Annotated in this window: 13 protein-coding genes; 1 reads left to right on the forward strand and 12 read right to left on the reverse strand. The window is 57.5% G+C overall.

The genetic code is table 11. From position 1 onward, the window contains the following. Window positions 1-68 precede the first annotated feature (68 nt). From LAO20_06990 to LAO20_07000, 3 genes are all read right to left on the reverse strand, one after another. Window positions 69-854, reverse strand: a complete 786-nt coding sequence (locus LAO20_06990; protein ID MBZ5531159.1) for a hypothetical protein — start codon at window positions 852-854, stop codon at window positions 69-71. Beyond that, a complete protein-coding gene (locus LAO20_06995) occupies window positions 851-6,121 on the reverse strand; it encodes a transglycosylase SLT domain-containing protein (protein MBZ5531160.1) in 5,271 nt (1,756 codons plus the stop codon). The genes LAO20_06990 and LAO20_06995 overlap by 4 nt, the downstream gene beginning before the upstream one ends. Window positions 6,122-6,752: 631 nt before the next feature. Further along, entirely contained in the window at window positions 6,753-9,179 is a 2,427-nt protein-coding gene (locus LAO20_07000) for an ABC transporter permease (GenBank protein MBZ5531161.1), read from the reverse strand. A gap of 266 nt (window positions 9,180-9,445) precedes the next feature. Between LAO20_07000 and LAO20_07005 the strand changes: the two genes are divergently transcribed. Next, the gene (locus LAO20_07005) at window positions 9,446-9,826 is read left to right on the forward strand and encodes a tautomerase family protein (protein ID MBZ5531162.1); all 381 of its coding nucleotides are present in this window, start codon (window positions 9,446-9,448) and stop codon (window positions 9,824-9,826) included. Here LAO20_07005 and hutH read toward each other — a convergent pair. The 9 genes from hutH to LAO20_07050 form a co-directional block, all read right to left on the reverse strand. Further along, entirely contained in the window at window positions 9,823-11,340 is a 1,518-nt protein-coding gene (gene hutH, locus LAO20_07010; GenBank protein MBZ5531163.1) for a histidine ammonia-lyase, read from the reverse strand. The genes LAO20_07005 and hutH overlap by 4 nt on opposite strands. Next, a complete protein-coding gene (locus LAO20_07015) occupies window positions 11,337-11,708 on the reverse strand; it encodes an acyl-CoA thioesterase (GenBank protein MBZ5531164.1) in 372 nt (123 codons plus the stop codon). The genes hutH and LAO20_07015 overlap by 4 nt, the downstream gene beginning before the upstream one ends. Window positions 11,709-11,776: 68 nt before the next feature. Further along, window positions 11,777-12,580, reverse strand: coding sequence for an enoyl-CoA hydratase/isomerase family protein (locus LAO20_07020; protein ID MBZ5531165.1), 804 nt, complete (start codon window positions 12,578-12,580; stop codon window positions 11,777-11,779). 46 nt (window positions 12,581-12,626) lie between these two features. Next, window positions 12,627-13,049 (reverse strand): GxxExxY protein, encoded by a 423-nt coding sequence (locus LAO20_07025; protein MBZ5531166.1) that lies wholly within the window; start codon window positions 13,047-13,049, stop codon window positions 12,627-12,629. A gap of 75 nt (window positions 13,050-13,124) precedes the next feature. After that, entirely contained in the window at window positions 13,125-13,994 is an 870-nt protein-coding gene (locus LAO20_07030; GenBank protein ID MBZ5531167.1) for a hydroxymethylglutaryl-CoA lyase, read from the reverse strand. After that, window positions 13,994-14,470 (reverse strand): GxxExxY protein, encoded by a 477-nt coding sequence (locus LAO20_07035; GenBank protein ID MBZ5531168.1) that lies wholly within the window; start codon window positions 14,468-14,470, stop codon window positions 13,994-13,996. The genes LAO20_07030 and LAO20_07035 overlap by 1 nt, the downstream gene beginning before the upstream one ends. Before the next feature lie 76 nt (window positions 14,471-14,546). Continuing rightward, window positions 14,547-16,229, reverse strand: coding sequence for an acyl-CoA carboxylase subunit beta (locus LAO20_07040; GenBank protein ID MBZ5531169.1), 1,683 nt, complete (start codon window positions 16,227-16,229; stop codon window positions 14,547-14,549). Window positions 16,230-16,674: 445 nt separating this feature from the next. Further along, window positions 16,675-17,220: an enoyl-CoA hydratase/isomerase family protein gene (locus LAO20_07045; GenBank protein MBZ5531170.1), complete on the reverse strand. Its 546-nt coding sequence runs from the start codon at window positions 17,218-17,220 to the stop codon at window positions 16,675-16,677. 159 nt (window positions 17,221-17,379) lie between these two features. Beyond that, a complete protein-coding gene (locus LAO20_07050) occupies window positions 17,380-18,282 on the reverse strand; it encodes an NmrA family NAD(P)-binding protein (protein ID MBZ5531171.1) in 903 nt (300 codons plus the stop codon). Between the last annotated feature and the right edge of the window lie 97 nt (window positions 18,283-18,379).

An 18,379-nucleotide genomic window follows, 5' to 3' on the forward strand; every position in this document is an offset into this window, starting at 1 on the left:
ACGAATTAGGTTCTATCCCCACGCCTCGCCAATACCGGGCGAAAGCGCGGGGCAAGCCGGCCGCACGATCACTTCTTCTCTTTGAACTGTTTGACAAATCGCTGAAGTTTTGGCGACCACATATACTCGTCGTTGTTGAAACATGCTGCCCCTGCCGTGGAGTGTTCGCTCTTGTGCGTGACAATAACTCCAACATCCTGGTCCATAAATCTGTCTGCCAGCGTGTACACATGGTAGCCGTCAAGTCGTTGTATCTGCTTCACATCGCCATCCGTCTGAATTTGCCAGATATTCATCGACGAAACTGCATTCTCGCTCGTCGCAACCAGAATCTCCAAGTTGCCATCGCGATTGACATCCTCAACTATGAATTGGTCAAGTTCCGTACCTAGTCTGCGAGCAGCAATCTGAGTAACTTGATGTTGGTTCTCGCGGAAGACATACAGATAACAATACGGGAGGAGCACTTCAGGAAATTCGGAAAAGGCCCAAGCTATCATGACGTGAATGGTCATTCCATTGTCCAAGGTCACCCGCCTGGCCAGAGTTACCACGTTAGCTCGTGGCAACATATCCGAAATCCGCAAGTTGCCACTGGCTGTCACACGAGTTCCAAGATTTGCTGTTATCACAGGGGTTCCTCCGGAGCCTGGAAGGCCAATATCGATCTCGTGGACAATATCGTCGGTATCTACAGCCAATAAGATGCGAACGCCCGCTTTACCCGCTCTTTCCGCCAAGACTGTTTGCTTCTTCATATCGAGGTTAGGCAGGCAGTAAGAATATGCGGAGGAAAGCAGCAATACTGCAATGGTGAAATGTGCACCAGACGGCAGGTGATGAGGTGTGCTCATTGTTTGGCTCCGTGCAGACACTTAACGAGATCGTCGAACTTCATTTTGTTGTTGTCAAAAGAGTTCTGATAAGCTGCTGCATCGTCAGAAACACTGTTACTTCTATAGTTGCCAATGCCTCCGTTGTAAACCGACGCAGCATCACTCTCAGGAACATCATATTTGTTGAGAACCAAGGCATAATAGTTTGCTGCAGCAAGCAGATTGTCATCGAAATCGTTCCGATAATTCCCCGGCGAAACACCATGCCGCGAGAGGTCCCTTGCGACGATTGGCCGAACCTGTAACGGGCCACGCTCACCTTTTGGTCCCGTCGTCCATTTGCCGTTCTTCGCCCACCCGGTGACGTTGAAATGGGATTCGTTATCCCACAATGCCAGCAGGGCGCTTGTCTCAATACCGGCCTGTTCTGCTGCAGCCTGAGCCTCATAGAAATCTGAAACGGTGAGATTCTCTTTTGCGTAATCGTCGCCGAACTTGTCTAAACAATACGTCCAAAGGTCACGGAGTTTTCGAGCGGCTGAGTTGCCCTCACCACCCCCTCCGCCACCAGCTCCGTCACCGCCTTCATCGTCGCCGCCGCGCCCTCCCTCGTCGGTGTCCCAACATCCTAATGTCTCCACTAGATCCCAGGTCTCCCCGCCGTCGTCGCTGTGAAAGTGCCCTAAACAGACGACGAACAAGCCCATCGGATCAGCGAGATTTATTGGATCGTTGGCAGCGTACGCATAGCGATTGAGGCTCTGCGGAGCGCGTTGCTTCCCGCCCAGCAAATCGGGACTCATGAATCTCCCCTGGCCGGAAGCATAATAACGGAACATGGCGTAATCAAGGCCTGTCTCTCCCGTTCCAGAGTCGCGTTCAAAACTGGTGAATTTCCACTTGTCCGCTGTCCCCGTCTCATACCACGCTTCTCCAAAAGGGAAATGTCCAAATGTCCGTATGCGAACCCCTGTCTTGTCCGTCTCCGCGCGGTTGGAGAGATGGTCGGGATGGTGATAGGTAGTATTGGTTCCGGCAATGGTGGCCAGCAATTGCGATCCAGCGTAAACATACTCGCTGCTTGGCGTAGTGCTGCCGTTGACGTATTCCGCAATCGGTTTGCTTCCGGAGTAAATGTAAACCGTGGTGGTTGAGCCAGCAACTTTCTTGATGCGGAGCGTGCCGAAATACGTGTACGAGGGTGGTCCGGCATTGATCTTGGTCAGGCGGTTGGCGCCGTCATAGCTGTAATGATGGGTGCCCGCAGGACAAGTTCCCTCGTCAAGCAGATTGCCGGCTGCATCGTAACAATAGCCAATGATGCGGTTGGTGTTCGAATCGATGGCAAACTGTGGCTGGCCGATCGTGACATTGCCCCCGACAAGCGTCTGCAAGGTCCGGTTGCCCAGGCGATCATAGGCCCATTGCAGGCTCCAGGTCCCCGCGGTGGAGTTGACGGTGGTGGTGTGGGCCGTGCTCAGCCGGCCCCAGTTGTCGTAGGTAAAGTTCTCCGACTTGGTCGGGTCCTCCACGCCCGGCGAGGTGTAATAATGCACCGCCTGAATCTGCCCGTTGTTGCCCGGCACCCCGGTGGTGTAGTCGTAGGCCAGATTCAGCATGTCGGTTGAGCCCTTAAAGTAGCGCAGCGTAGCGACCTGCAGGTGGTCGTTATAACTGAACGTGCCCTGGACGCCGTTGCCCATCGTGAGCCCCAGGGTCTCGCCCGCGGCGTTGTAGGTGAGGCCGTTCAGATATGTCGTTCCTGTCGTACACGTGCTGCCGGACGCGCCGACCGCGCACAAACGCCCCATGGCATCGTAATTCTGCGTGACTACCCGGTTGCTGGGGTATGTGATCGAGCTCAGATCGCTGGCGAGGTTGTAAGCGTATTGCACCAGATAGGTTGTGCTGTCAATGACGTGGCTGATGCTCTTGATCCGGCCAAAATTGTCATAGGTGAAGGTCTGCGAATTGGTTGGACCTTCAAGGATCTTGGTCAGGCGACCCAGGGCGAAGGCTGTCTGGCCTCCGGTGTCGTATTGATAGGTCACTGACGGCGTGCCATCGCTGTAGGCAACGCCGATAGGCCGATTGATGCCGTCATAGCTGAAAGTCTTCAACACGCCGCGCGCATCCTGGATTTGGCACGGCAAGCCTGGCTCGACGGCGCAAGTGGCTCCGCCTGAGTCCGTGTAATAAGTTGTCACCGTACCCGATTCCGGCGTGGTCGAGCTGGTGACCCGGCCCAGGCTGTCATAGGCGTAGCTGCGCGGCTGGCCGGTGACGGGCTGCCCATTCACGAGCTGCATGGCTGCCTGCGAAACCGACGTAAGGTTGCTCAGGGCGTCATAGCCGTACGTTGTGACGATGGGGCGGTTCAGGTTGGGTGAACTTTGGGCGACGGCATCCAAGCCTCCGGTGAGAGTAACGCCGGAGGGGGTGGCGGAGAACGATGGCCCGCCAAAATCGGCGGGGTCGTTGGTGGCGGAAGAGGCAGAAAGAGAATAGTCACCTAGAACCCCCGCCTGCCGGGCGGTGAGGTTGACAGTGCTTCCCGAGGCAGTGGCATCCACCGGAGCGGTCCCATCATTGTGGAACGCCAAGGCCAAGGCGCTCGCAATTGTGCCCGGAGTGTCGGTCTGGCCATAAGCGTAGCTCTTGGTCACGCCGTTCACAGTAATAGAGACCGTTCCCGTGTCCCAGAATCTGCCGACACAGAAATTTCTTATTACGTTCGTGCAGCCGAAACGTTCGCTGCCCGAAATCGTAACCGAGCCGGTCGCGTGCACGGCGTCCCCCCATCCGGGCTCGTCCACTTCAATCATACGACCTAGAGCGTCGGTAAAGGTCCTACGCTGTTTGCCTGCTGGGTCGGTGATGGTCACCGCGTTGCCGGAGTATTGGTACTGCATGGCTCCAGCGCTAGGGGGGGTGACCTGCTTGACGCGTCCCAGTGCGTCATAGCTGAACGTGGTGTTGGCGACAGCACCGGCCGGCGCAAAGGGATTGGATGCCAGGGTTTTCTGCCAGAGCTTGTCATAGCCATAGATCACGCTGCTGACTACAGTTGCCCCATTCTTGTAGTCAACCCGCATCACATGGCCTAAACCATCCAAAGTGCTGACGGAGGTGGCGCTATTGGCGGTGCTGGAGCTGGTGACCGCGGGCGAGGCGGCGGCATCGTCAAAAGCGGTATTGATCTGAACTTGCGTGGCGCCTTGTGGCGGCAAAAGCACCTGCGTTGAACGTTTCATGGAATCATACTGATAGTTGGTGACCTGGTTATTTTCGTCTGTGCTGTTGAGCAGCAGGTTATTATCGGGGTTATAGGCGTAGCTGGTAGTAAACTGCGGGCCCCCGCTGGGCCCGCGCACGATTGAGTCCGGAGCAGAGTATTGTGTGACACTACTGAAGTTGAAGACCTTCTGATTGCAGCAGTCCAATTGCGCCGCGCGTAGGTTTCCCAGCGTGTCATAGGTAAAATTGCGGGTCACGGGGCCGGTACCTCCCGCAGCGTTGGAATAGCGCGTAACCGAAGTGAGATTGCCACGAATATTAAATCCAGCACCGTAGGCAATGTCGTCATGATTGGCTGCCCCTGTGACCGAAAGCGGCGATGTAGCGTCGTAAGCGAGATCCGTGCGAGCCAAGACATTCCCCTGGCCGTCCTTCACCAAGACCTGCGTGGGCAAATTGACGATGTGTGGAGCGCCGGTATTCGCCGCATTCAAGTAGCTGATAACTGTGTGACGCTTCAGTTGCAAGCCAAAGTCATACTCTGAAATATCACTGACATTGTCAAAGAAATCATAACCGTACTGGACGGACGACTGCTGTCCGGTATCATTCAACGTGGTTGTAAGACTTCCCACAACTGTGCTCCCAAGGAAGGGCGTACTGGTCCATGAATACGTGAACGTGCGCAGAAGAGTGTTGGCACTGTCTTTTTCTTGAACCGATGAGGCCAACCCCGTGCCTGGGTCAAGATTTGTGATGCTGCTATTGCCCAGCGGATCGGTAACCGCCATGGTGGTTACTGCGCCAGTATCGTCTTTCGTGATGGCATAGGTCCAGACGGAAGCGCTGCCGGCCGTGCCATCAGGAGAAATGGCCTGCTGCGTATATGCGGGCGCATCTGTGAGCGCTCCCTGGCTGGCTAGAGGGTAGTTGTAACTAACGTAGCTCCTGGTAACGCCGGTTGCGCTCAGATTCTCAATCTTGGTGATGATTCCCCAGTCACCATAGGTAAATCTGTAACCGGTTGAGTTGGGATACGTGCATCCGGTCAATACGGTTATCTGACTCGGCGTGGGAGTCCCTTGGACAGTAAGGCTTGGAGCAAAGCTGTACCAAGTTTGATTGCTGGCATAAGGAGCGCCCCAGGTGAATGTTGCATAAGTCTTGGTTCCCGAAGGATGGAGCGCTTGCGTAAGGCTCGTGAGATGGGCAGAACCATCATAGTTGAAATTAATCACACGGCCCAGGCTGTCACTCACCGTTGCGATCAATTGATCGTGGCCGCTCAAGTAGGTGATGGAAAAATAATTGCCGTTGGAATCTCTCACCCAAACGGGCCTAAGCAAATTCGCATTTGAGGGGAATTGCTGGTATTGCACCATTGTTCCGTTCTTGTACGTCAAGATATTGCTTCCGCTCAAATCAAAAACGATGTTGCTTCCGTCTGTCGAATTAAAAACAGCTGAACCCTGTAACGGAAGAGCGCGCTTGGTTCCATCGCCCTCAGTAAGAATGACCTCTGTGCCAGGGATCACCTCGATATAGCCAAAATCCAGACGAAATCCGTAGCTTGGGAAATCACGGTCAGCATTGAATGTTATCGTGCTGCCCACAGTATCTACATCCCATATCCTGCTGTTGTAATAGAGATTGAGCACCAGGTCCATGCCGGCGCGTCCAGGCAATCTTAGAATCGGGATGGTGTAGTTGTAGCTCTGGCTACCAATCACGGTGGTATTGCCGGCAAGACCGGCAGCGGCACGCACCTGTGTTCGCGCGACAATAGGGCTGGAATAGCCTCGAGCGTTGCGAATACTCGAGCGCGCCATGGCCGCTCCGGAATAGAGAGGCCCGCTGGTGTCTGGCGTGCACATCACGTCGCACACGGGCGCCTGCGCGCGAACGTGCGTGGCGAAGAAGGTCGAAATCATTAATACAGCGCACAGCCAGAGACGAGAAGGCGTCGTCCAGTAGCTTCTGGCCGCCTGTGCGGCAGCTGCATCAGAGGATGGTAATGCCAACGACACGACAAGATTGAATCTATGCATAAACTATCCTTCCCGACAAGGACATCTATCAAACCAATGACGCGATGTTTATAGGTCATGTGTTGAGATCGTGCAAGTAAAATGGTTCGCAAAAGTATAGTTAGCATCTGGAAATTCCCGTATTGGGAAAGTTAAGTTTCGCCAAACGATAAGCGCGAAAAGACACTCGTCGCATGAACGGTCTTTTTCTGAACAGGGCCGCTTGCGGGCTCGTGATCTGTCCCTGGAAAGAAGCACTCAGCCAATCAGTCAAAACAACTGAGCGGAAAACGAAAGCCGCTGCTAGTCTGGATGTACTAGTTCGTGCTTGATTCGCTCATAGAAACGCGCTATCATGGGCCGTGCCTTAGGGTGTGAGCGGTGTTTAGATCTTTGAAAATAAAGTAGGTAGCAAAAACCGGCAGGTAGTTGGTGCTTAGTATTTGGTAATTGGCGAAAGCTGTGACCCTCAGCCGATTGTTGGGTGACCTTCCACCCCGCCACGCGAAGCGCGTAGACGGGGGCCCCGGCTTGGGTGTAATTGGGTGAAACGGGGGTAGGGTACCCCCCCCCCAACGCTCAAACCCACGCCAAACTGCGATGAGTCGCGTAAACCTTTTAGAATCCTAGATGACGTGGGTGGGGGGTAGCCCTACTCATACCGCAGCGCCACCATGGGGTCCACTTTGGTCGCAGTGCGTGCCGGGATGAAGCTGGCGGCCAGGGTCACCGCTGCCAGCAGCACGGTGACGATGGCGAAGATTGCCGGGTCCCAGGCATTCACCTGGAAGAGCAGGCTGCGCGCCAGAGTCGCCGCTGCGATGCCGCCGGCCATGCCGATCACTACGCCGGGAACGATCAGTCGCACGCCCTGCAGCAGCACCATCTGGAGAACGTTGCTGCGTTGCGCGCCCAGGGCCATGCGGATGCCGATTTCCTGCGTCCGCTGGCTCACCGAATACGCCACCAGGCCGTACAGCCCGATGCTGCCCAGAACGAGCGCCATGACGGCGAAGAGTCCGGCCAGCCACGCCGGGTAACGATGGAAGAACGCCACCGGCGACCGCTGGATGAAATCTTCCATGGACTGTTCCTGAAAGGTGACCACGTTGGAATCAAGCTGGCGGATGGCTGCCTGGGTTTGCGGGATGGACGCTGCCGCGTCCTGTTGCGAGCGCACCACCAGGTACAGGAAAGAGCTGGCGTCTTGCAGGTAGGGCGTGTAAATCGCCGGCAGCGGCGCGGCGTCAAGCTGGGCTTCCTTGATGTCGCGCACCACACCGATGACTTCGCGCGGCTTCTCCTTATCGGAGTAAGTAAAGCGGACCTGCTGGACCACCGGGTCCAGGCCCTTCATGAACATGTCAGCGAAGGTCTTGTTGACGATGACTCGCTGCGGCGCCTGGGCGTTGTCAGACTCATTGAACCAGCGTCCGGCCAGCAGTTGCGCCTGTAGAGTTTGAAAATAATGCGTGTCCACCGACCGCCTGTTGGCTTCAAATCCCTGCCCGGTAAACGGCTGCCCGACCACCACCACGTTGGAGGTGTTGCCCTGGCCGATCGGCAGCGTTGAAGTGATCCCGGCGGATTGCACGCCGGGCAAGGACTGCAGTCGGTCCATAAGAGTCCGGTAGAAGGCAATTTGCTGGGCATCCGTCTTGTACTGCGCGGAAGGCATGACTACGGCCATGCTGGTGAGGTTGCGGTAGTTGAAGCCGGTGTCCACTTGCAGCAAGCGGTAAAAACTCTTGCCCAGCACGCCGGCGCCGAACAGCAGCACCATGGAGACGGCAACTTCAGCCACCACGAGCGAAGATGCAAAACGCCGCCAACCCGCGGATTGCGAACCGCGCGCGCCGTCGCGAAAGGCATCGTGGATGTGTTTTCCGGAAAGCTGGAAGGCCGGCGCCAGCGCAAACAGCACTCCGGTCAGCAGCGCGACCACCAGCGCGAACAGCAGCACGCTCCAGTCAATGGTCATCATCTTTATATACGGCATGCTGTTCAGGAGCGCTTGCGGAATGGCCGCGACAAATCCTCTGACCATCCACTCGGCCAGCACCACGCCCAGAGTTGCGCCGGTCAGCGAAAGCAGAATGCCTTCGGTAAGCATCTGCCGCACCAGGCGCCAGCGGCTGGCGCCCAACGCGGTGCGCACGGCCACCTCCCGCCGGCGGGAGAGCGCGCGCGCCAGCAGCAGGTTAGCCACGTTGGAGCAGGCAATCATCAGCAGCAGCGCCACCGCGCCCAGCAAAAGGAGGAGAATCGGCCGGATCTGTCCAACGATGACTTCATTCAGCGGAACCAGCGCCGTCCGCAATTTGGTGTTGGAGGCCGGATATTGTCGTTCCAGGCCTTCCATGACTACTTTCATCCCGGCAGCGGCTTTCTCCTGCGAGACTCCGGGCTTCAGCCGGGCGACCACGTTCAGCCAGTGCAGGTTGCGGCGGTCGCGCAGCCCATCCGTGGCATGCAGCGTTTGCCACAGGTCAGGATCCGCTACCGGCGCAAAATGGAAATTGGCGGGCAGCACGCCGATGATGGTGACCTGACTGCGGCCCAGGGTAACAACCCGCCCGATTACGTCCCTTTTGCCGCCAAAATGTTTTTGCCAGAAGCCATAACTGAGAATCGTGGTCTCGGGCGCGGAGGCCAGGTCTTCACCCGGCTGAAAATCGCGGCCCAGAATCGGCTTCACGCCCAGCGTGGAAAAGAAATCGTCACTGACAACCGCGGAAGGAAGGACCACCGGCGCACCCTCTCCGCGCAGCACGGTGCCACCGCCGCCGTAGCCAGCTATGGAGGAGAAAACCTGGTTCTGCTGCTTCCAATCCAGGTAGTCAGGATAAGAAGCTTCAAACTGCGAAGCCACGGTCTGCTCCCGCGTGTCATAGATCGCCACCAGTTGCTGCGAATCCTTGTACGGCAGCGGACGGATCAGCGTGGCGTCCACGAAGGTGAAGATCGCCACATTGGCGGCGATGCCCACCGCCAAGGTGATCACCGCCGTGACGGTGAAGCGCGGCGACTTCCATAACGTACGCAGTCCGTAACGCAAGTCTTGCAGCACGGTTTCCATGATCGGCAACAGCTCCTTTTGAGCGAATGTGGCAAAAGCTGAAACAGGTACAGGAAGCAATCGGCGTTCCTTTTGCTTAGACGCAACAGGCTGCTGATTCGGTAGGAGATATGACGACTACACGATTGGTTGCCGGGCGCCAGCTATCCGCTCTTGAGCGCCGAGTGTTCGCAATCGAACAGCGCGAGCGACGGGGCCGGAATTTGGCTGGAATCCTGAATCCCGATTTCCCTTGCCCGAATCAAATCCGTTGAGGAACTTCAGACATGCCCCTGGTTCGCATTTCGCTGTTGGAAGGAAAACCCAAGTCGCACCACGAGCGCATTGGCGACGCTGTCCACCGCGCCATGGTGGAAATCATCAGCATCCCCGCGCAAGACCGCTTCCAGATCATCACCGAGCATGCAGCATCTGACTTTGTTTTCGACCCCAGCTATCTCAATATCGCCCGCACCAACGCGCTGGTGATCATACAGATCACGCTGAGCGCCGGACGGACGGTGGAGGTCAAGAAGGCGCTCTACAAGCGCATTGTCGAATTGCTGGTCCAGGACGCCGGGCTGCGCAAGGAAGATGTGTTCATCAACCTGGTGGAAGTAGTGAAAGAGAACTGGTCGTTCGGCAACGGCGAAGCGCAGTACGCTTAGCTGAGAATTCCTCCGGACTTGACCAGCTCCGCCAGTTTGGCGAACTCCGTGGCGAACACACGGTCCTGCTCGATCTTGGCGCTCACTTTGCGAATCGCCGCGTGCGCCTGCTGCAGCAACGGGCTGGTTTTGACCGGCGCCAGGAAGTCTATGGCCTGGGCTGCGGCGCAAGCTTCAATCGCCAGGACGTGCGTGATGTTGGCGACGACGCGCTTCAACTTGATGGCCGCCGTCATGCCCATGGAAACGTAATCTTCTTTGTTGCCGGATGTGGTGATGGAATCGGCCGACGCCGGATGCGCCAGCACCTTGTTCTCGCTGGCCAGCGACGCGGCCGTGACCTGCGGCATCATGAATCCGGAGTTGATGCCCGCGTCGGCGGCCAGGAACGGCGGCAGCCCTTCATTCAACGCCGGGTTCACCAGCCGTTCAATGCGCCGCTCAGAAATTCCTGCCAGCGCGGTCAGCGCGATGGCCATGTAGTCCAGCGCAAAGGCCAGCGGCTGGCCGTGAAAGTTGCCGCCGGAGATCACGTCGCCCTCGTCGGAGTCTTTGTCGCGCACGAACACCAGCGGGTTGTCCACCGCCGAGTTCATCTCAATCTCAAATGTCTTGCGGCAGAAATCCAGCGTATCGCGCACGGCGCCGTGCACCTGCGGGATGCAGCGCAGGGTGTACGCGTCCTGCACGCGCCCGCAATCCTTATGCGAATCGCGAATCTGGCTCCCGGCGATGAGCCGCCGCAAATTCGCCGCGACTTTCATCTGCCCGGCATGCGGACGCGCCGCGTGGATGCGCTCGTCAAAAGCGACATCAGTGCCGTGCAGAGCGTCCAGGGTCATGGCGCCGAGCACGTCGGCCGTGGCTGCCAGAGTTTCGGCCGTCAGCAGCGCCAGCGATCCCACCGCCAGCATGGCTTGCGTCCCGTTGATGAGCGAAATGGCTTCCTTGGCTTCCGGGATGAGCGGCTTGATTTGCGCGCGCTTCATGGCGTCCGCGGAGCTCATGCGGACGTTTTCAAACCACACCTCGCCTTCGCCGATCATCGCCAGTGCCAGGTGCGCGAGCGGCCCCAAGTCGCCGCTGGCGCCCACGCTTCCCTGCGACGGCACCACCGGATGCACGCCGCGGTTCAGCATCTCGCACAGCAGGTCAATCACCTCAGCGCGCACGCCGGAAAATCCCTTGGACAAAGAATTGGCGCGCAGCAGCATCATGGCGCGCGTCTCTTCCTGGCTCAGCGGCTCGCCCACGCCGGCGGAGTGCGAACGAATCAGGTTCAGCTGCAACTGGCGGTTCTGCTCCGGAGGAATATGTACGTCACTCAGCTTGCCTACGCCGGTATTGATGGCGTAGGCCACGCGGTTTTCGCGCACCAGCTTGTCCACCACGGCGCGGGCGGCGTTGACTTTTTCCCGCGCCTCGGCTTCCAGCAACACCGGACGATGTTGGTAGGCCACTTCGCGCAGGTCGTCGAAGGTAAGATTGTTGCCGTTGATGCGAAGAGGATTCATGAATTCGCTGTCCGCCGCTTTCCGCCGAAGGCCTTCATGTATTTCTCCGGTAGCGAGCGGCGCTGAAAATTGTCGTCCACGATGATGTGCGTAGTCTCGCCCGTGGCCAGCAGCGTGCCGTCGCTCGCGCGCATCACTTCATACACGAAGTGCAGCAAGGCCGTGCGCGCGTTGGCCAGCCGCGTGCGCACCACAATCTCATCATCATATAAGGCCGGGGCTTTGTAGCGCACACGCAGGTCCACCACCGGGATGTGGCAGTTGTCTTCTTTCTCCATGGACTTGTACTCAAAGCCCAGCTGCCGCAGCAGTTCCACGCGTCCCACTTCAAACCATACGACGAAGTTGGAGTGGTAGACCACGCCCATCTTGTCGGTCTCGGCGTAGCGAACGCGCAACTTGGTTTCGCCGCTGATTTCGTTCTGCCCGTTCGTGGTCACTTGCTTGACCACCTGGGTTTCCGCTTTTCCAGGAATGAAGTGATGCCTTCTTTGAAGTCCGGTGTCTGGCGAACGGCGGCATTCTCCGCAATGGCCCACTCCAGTTGCTGGTCAAGCTGGGCTTTGGTGTACCGGCTGAGCAGCGCTTTGGTGGCGCGCAGAGAATTCGGGCTGTTCAGCATCAGCTCGGCCGCCAGCGCGTGTGCGCGCGCCATGAGCTGATCAGATGGAACGATTTCACTGACCAAGCCCAGACGGTAGGCTTCTTCCGCTCCGAACACGCGTCCGGTGAGCAGCAGGTCGCGCGCCCGCTTTTCGCCGACGATGGCCACCAGGTAACTCGACACAATCCCCGGCACAAAGCCGATGCGGACTTCGGTGTATCCGAACTTGGCTTCCGGCACGGCCAGCGTGAAGTCGCACGACGCGGCAAGTCCGGTGCCGCCGGCGATGGCCGGCCCGTTCACAGCAGCGATGGTCGGTTTTGGGCAATCGTAGAGTGAACGGAACAAGCCGGCCATGGTCTGCGAATCTTTCAGGTTCTGCTCCGGCGTGCGCCCGAGAAGCTGCTTGAGGTTTTCCAGGTCCATGCCGGCGCAGAACGCGCTGCCCGCGCCGGTCATGATCACCACCAGCGCTTGCGAATCCGCGGCTTCCTTGAGCGCAGCCGTCACGTCGGCAATCAATTCATAGCTGATGGCATTGCGCTTGTCCGGACGGTTTAGGGTGATGGTCGCGATGCCGGCGGATTCGGAATAGAGAACGGTTTTGTAGGACAATTTGGTTCCTTTTGATGTCATCACAACACCTACCACGGAGACACGGAGGCACGGAGAAACGCAGATATCATAAAACCCGCCTCACGATTCCTGTTCTCAAGATAGGCACATTGAAGTTGAGTACCAAACCCACGGGCTTTTGCAAAAGGCGCATGTATGTCAAAAGTTGCGCCTCAAAAATCGGATGATGGCGATCAACACTTTTAATTTCCAAAATGACCGTGCCTTCGACAACCAAATCAAGACGGTGGCCTGATTCCAGCTTTACTCCCTTGTAGATCACCGGAACCTCTACTTGGCGCTCAAAACGGAGCCCGCGCAGTCCTAATTCGTGACAGAGACATTCCTCATATACAGACTCTAACAGCCCAGGGCCAATCGCTTTATGCACCTCAATTGCCGCCCCGATGATCTGTCTGGTGAGATCCTTGTATCGAAGCGTGCCTGCTTCACTCGGAAATTCCGTTAGTTTGGAGTCTTCAGGTTCCATGCCTTGCCGTTCCTGCCCCCTTTTCGTTTTCCTCCGTGCCTCCGTGTCTCCGTGGTAGGTATTCGTCCCGCGCGTTTACATCACTGTCGTGAATTTCTTCGCAATGTCCGCCGACATTGTAATCACCGCATCCAGCGGCTTCTTCAGCGCGAGTTGTGCGCCACGCTCCTTGAGAGCTTGCACCGCGATCTCCGTGGGAATGTTGCCGATCATTTCATCTTGCGCAAACGGACATCCACCGAGCCCGCCGATGGCGGAATCAAAGCGCCGGCAGCCTGCGTCGTAAGCAGCCAGGACTTTTTCCGCTGCTCCGGCGCGCGTGCTGTGCAGGTGCGCGCCGATCTCCAAGTGATCATGCGCTTTGATTACCGCGGACACCAGTTCCCTCACCTGCTGCGGCGTGGCCAGGCCAACCGTGTCGGCGAGAGAGATCTGGTGGATGTCCATGTCAGCCAGGATGCCCACGGCCTCAATCACTTCTTCCGCATTCCACAGATCGCCATACGGATTGCCAAAAGCCATGGAGATGTACGCCACCACGTCCAGTCCCGCGGCGTCAGCTTTCAGTTTGATCTGCTCCAGCTCATCAATGGCATCTTCCAGGTTCTGGTTCTGGTTGCGCTGCAAGAACGTGGGCGACACCGAATAGGGAAAGCCCAGCGTCTGCACAGCTTCAGTAGCGATCGCCCGCTCGGCGCCTTTCTGGTTCACTACAATGCCGATGATCTCTACGTCATCCGGCGGATCGAGCTTCTTGAGCACCTCTTCCGAATCCGCCATCTGCGGCACCGCCTTGGGCGAGACAAAAGAAACGGCGTCAATGTGCTTGAACCCGGCGCCAATCAGCGCGCGCAGATATTGGACCTTCAAGTCCGTGGGAATCTGGCCCTTGAGGCCTTGCCAGGCATCGCGCGGGCACTCGATGATTTTGACTTCATTCGCCATCAGCAGACACCTACCAGGGAGACACAAACATCTTGTTCACCACGGAGGCACGGAGACACGGAGGAAAACAGGGTCACAAAACCTTCCGGACAAATACCAGCCCTCATGACTGCAACATTGAAGTTAACAATGAATCCGACTGGCTTATTCAAGAGCTTCATATAAGTAAGCAGCTGGGCCTCGTGAATAGAGGTTATGCGCTCTACACACTTCAACTCTAGAATCACGGTGTTCTCAATCAGCAGATCGAGCTTGTACCCACAATCAAGATTCACGCCTTTGTATGAAACCGGTACGGTCAGTTGGCGTTCAAACCGAAGGCCATGAAGGTTGAGTTCATGGCATAGGCATTCTTCGTACGCCGATTCCATCAAGCCGGGGCCGAGGATCCTATGGACCTCAATCGCCGCCCCAAGTATTTTCTCGGTCAACTCCTCGTAGCGCAGTTTCGAGGGAGTAATGGCTGGTTCGGACATGACTCTTTCTAAGCCCCTTTCTGCTCTCCTCCGTGTCTCCGTGCCTCCGTGGTGAGCAATCTGTCTCACCCACGAGTCACGTCTGCAAAACCCCAACCTTAAACTCCTTCACTTCCGGATTCAGCGCAGCGGCTTCCAGCGCGGTGATGATTGCGTCGCGGGTCTCCATGGGATCAATGATCTTGTCAATCCACAGCCGGGCGGCGCCGTAGCGCGGGCCGGTTTGGCTGTCGTAGGTGGCTTTGGTGGTGTCGAACAGCTCTTTTCGTTCTGCGTCGCTCAACTTCTTGCCGCCGCGTTCGAGCTGTTTGATTTTGATCTCTACCAGCGTCCCCGCCGCCGCCGCGCCGCTCATCACCGCGTACCGCGCCGTGGGCCAGGCGAAGAGGAAGCGCGGATCATAGGCCTTGCCGCACATGGCGTAGTGTCCGGCGCCAAATGATCCGCCCATGATTACGGTGATCTTGGGCACCACGGAATTGGATACAGCGTTCACCATCTTGGCTCCGGCCTTGATGATGCCGCTCCACTCGGCGTCACGACCCACCATGAAGCCGTTCACGTCATGCAGAAAGACCAGCGGCACCAGGTTCTGGTTGCAATCCATGATGAAACGCGCGGCTTTGTCGGCGGACTCTGTATAGATGACGCGCCCGACTTCGAGGTGCTTTTCACCTGAGTGCGGGTCGGTCTGCTGCATGGTCAGCGCCTGGTTGGCCACGATGCCCACGGCAAACCCGCCCATGCGCGCCAGCCCGCAGACCACCGTTTTGCCGTATTCGGATTTATATTCGTCGAATTTGCCGCCGTCCACGATGCGGGCGATGATCTCTTTCACGTCATAAGGCTTTGATGCATCGGACTCGAAAATTCCGTAGATTTCTTCCGCCGCGTAGGCCGCGGGCTCGGCCTTGACGCGGTCAAACGGCGCGGTGGGCTTGTGCCCCAGCTTGCTGACGACGGAGCGTATGCGTTCCAGGCACAAGTGGTCGTTGGGTTCGCGATAGTCAATGGTTCCGGCAATCTGGGCGTGCATCTGCGCGCCGCCCAACTCCTCCGCGGAATACTTTGCGCCGATGGCCGCCTGCACCAGCGCTGGGCCGGCCAGAAACAGCCCGCTGCCTTCGGTCATTAATATGGTGTCACACATCACCGGCAGGTAGGCGCCGCCGGCCACGCACATGCCCATGATGGCCGTGATCTGGGGAATGCCCATCGCCGACATCACGGCGTTGTTGCGGAAGACGCGGCCAAAATCGTCGGTGTCCGGGAAAACGTCTTCCTGCAGAGGCAGGAACACGCCCGCCGAATCCACCAGGTAGATGGTGGGAATATGGTTTTCAATGGCGATGTTCTGCGCGCGGATGACCTTCTTCGCCGTCATGGGAAAAAACGCTCCGGCTTTGACGGTGGCATCGTTCACGATCACCATGAACAGCCGGCCGTGGATGCGTCCCAGTCCGGTCACCACGCCGGCCGACGGCGCTCCGCCCCACTCTTCATACATTTCATACGCGGCGTGCAGGCCAATCTCGAAGAACGTGGTGTCGCGGTCAATCAGCAGGTTGATGCGCTCGCGTGCGGTCAGCCGGCTCTTGGCATGCTGAGCGTCAATGGCTTTGGCCCCGCCGCCTTGGCGAATCTGCTCTTCTTCCGTGCGGACAGCGGCCACCAGCTCCGCCAGGCTGCGCATGTTCTTCTCAAAGCGCGCCGTGGTGGCGTCAATCTTGCTGATGATCTTGTTGAAGTGTCCAGGCATGAGGATTGGCAAACCAAGTAGATTAAATGAGGGGAAGAAAGGGAGCAAACCGGCGGTCACCAGTGACAAGAACAACGGATTGACTTCGGTCGGCACGAAATGATATTGAATGCCGTGGAGGCGGAACGCTTGTACGAAGAAGATTGGACCGAGTATCGAAGGATCAGGAACTTGACTTTCTCTATATGGCTGCTCGGCCTACCAGTAATATTTGGTCTTTCTTGGCTCTGCTCCCTAATTTTTCCGAAGATAGCCCTGTTCGTTTTTGCTCCTTTAGGGATCTCATGGTTCGCCATCTGCGCATATAACGGTTTCCGTCTCCAATTGTTTCGCTGTCCGAGGTGCGGCGAATGGTTCAGTGCCACTTGGTGGTATAACCTCAGCATCTTGGCAAGAAAGTGCGTGCACTGCGGTTTGCCAAAGTTCTCCAACCAAGGCTGATCGCTCAATTTGATTGCAGCGCGTATTGCGCTGGATCGTCACACACCTTATCCACCAACCCAATCCTTAACGCTTCTTCCGCCATCACCATCTCTGCCAGCAAAAACATTTGCAGCGCCCGTGCCTTGCCGATTAGCCTTGGCAAGCGCTGCGTCCCGCCCCATCCGGTGATCAGCCCAAGGCTTGCTCCACGGTGGCCAAAGACAGCGTTCGGCGCGGCGATGCGATAGTCGCAGGCCAGCGCCAAGTCCATGCCGCCGCCCATGCAGTAGCCCTCAATCGCGGCGATCACCGGCACGGGGAAGCGGTCCACGGCCAGCGTGAGTCTTTGGCCGGGTTGGGAAAACTCAAAGGCTTGCGGACCGCTGAGCCGGACAATTTCGTTCAGGTCAGCTCCGGCGGAGAAGAATTTATCGTTGCCGGTGATGATGAGAGCTCTGAGCTTGCCGCTTTCGGCCTCAGCGGACAGCCCGGTGACGGCCTGATGCAGCGCAATGATCGCCGCCGATGAAAGCCTGTTCGTCCCATCCGCTGACGCCAGCCGAATCACAGCGCAGCCTTGCTCCCGCCTGAGCTCATAGTGCTTTGTGGTGGTTGGTGACGGTCGCATCGTTTGGCATAACAATAAACGCAAGGCGCCGAAAACAAAACAATTGCCATCCAGGGCACAAACCCTGGATGGCAAAGCAAAATTCATCTTGTCTTTTGGCTACGCCGCGCGTGATTTCCCTTGAAAAGCCGGCAGGAATTCTTCTTTCACGAACGTCTCAAAAGAAGTTGGCGTGGTGTTCTTGGCGGAGCGCGGCTCCAGGGCCTTCATGTACCCGGAGTTGAGAGAGCCTGACATTTCCAGCAGCAGGTCGGCCATGCTGCCGGACATGCCCATCTGCTGCAGCGCAGGACGAAGCTGGGCGTCGGGCAATTGAATGTAATCCAGGTCCGGCTTGCTGATGGCCTTGGCGATGATCGAGGTGACCTCTTTCACGCTGATGTCCCGCTGTCCCAGCAACTCGCGCGCTTGCGAGCCTTTGAAGTCGCAGCTGATCAGCGCCTCAGCCGCGGCGGCGCCAATGTCCCGTGTGGCGATCATGGGAACTTTCAGGTCGGCCTGCAACGGTCCTGCGGTCTTGCCCATGGCGTGGATGATCCCGGCCTGGGCCAGGGTATTTTCCATGAAGTACCCGGCACGAACATGGAGAACATTGAGCCCGGAAATCGCGTTCAGCTTCTGCTCAAGTTCATACAAGCCCACCACCGGCCCGGTCTTGTCTTTCTTGTCGGCGCCAATGCTGCTGAGCACCACGGCATGTTTTACTCCCGCCTGCTGCACGGCGGTGACCAGGGCGTTGTTCACGCTGTTCTGATACGCACGCACATCTTCGGCCTGCACGTTCGGTGGAATCATCAGGTAGACGGCGGTAGCGTCCCTGAAAGCCTTGGTTAGCGAAGCAAAATCCGTTATGTCTGCAACGAATGGATCTACGCCGTTGGCGGCGAATGGCTGCAGGCGTTCTTCGCTCCTGCCAATCGCGCGGACCTTCTGCGACTTAGCAAGCAGGTGCTTGACCACTTCACTTCCAGTATTGCCGGTTGCTCCGGTAACAACAATCATGGTTGACCTCCATCTGGCGTTGGATGCACGCATTGGGCGCGGGGGTGCTAAGAAATGTTGATAGAAAAAATGATGCGGGACAAATACGCAAAGATAG

This window comes from Terriglobia bacterium (assembly GCA_020072815.1).
GTDB lineage: Bacteria > Acidobacteriota > Terriglobia > Terriglobales > Acidobacteriaceae > Angelobacter.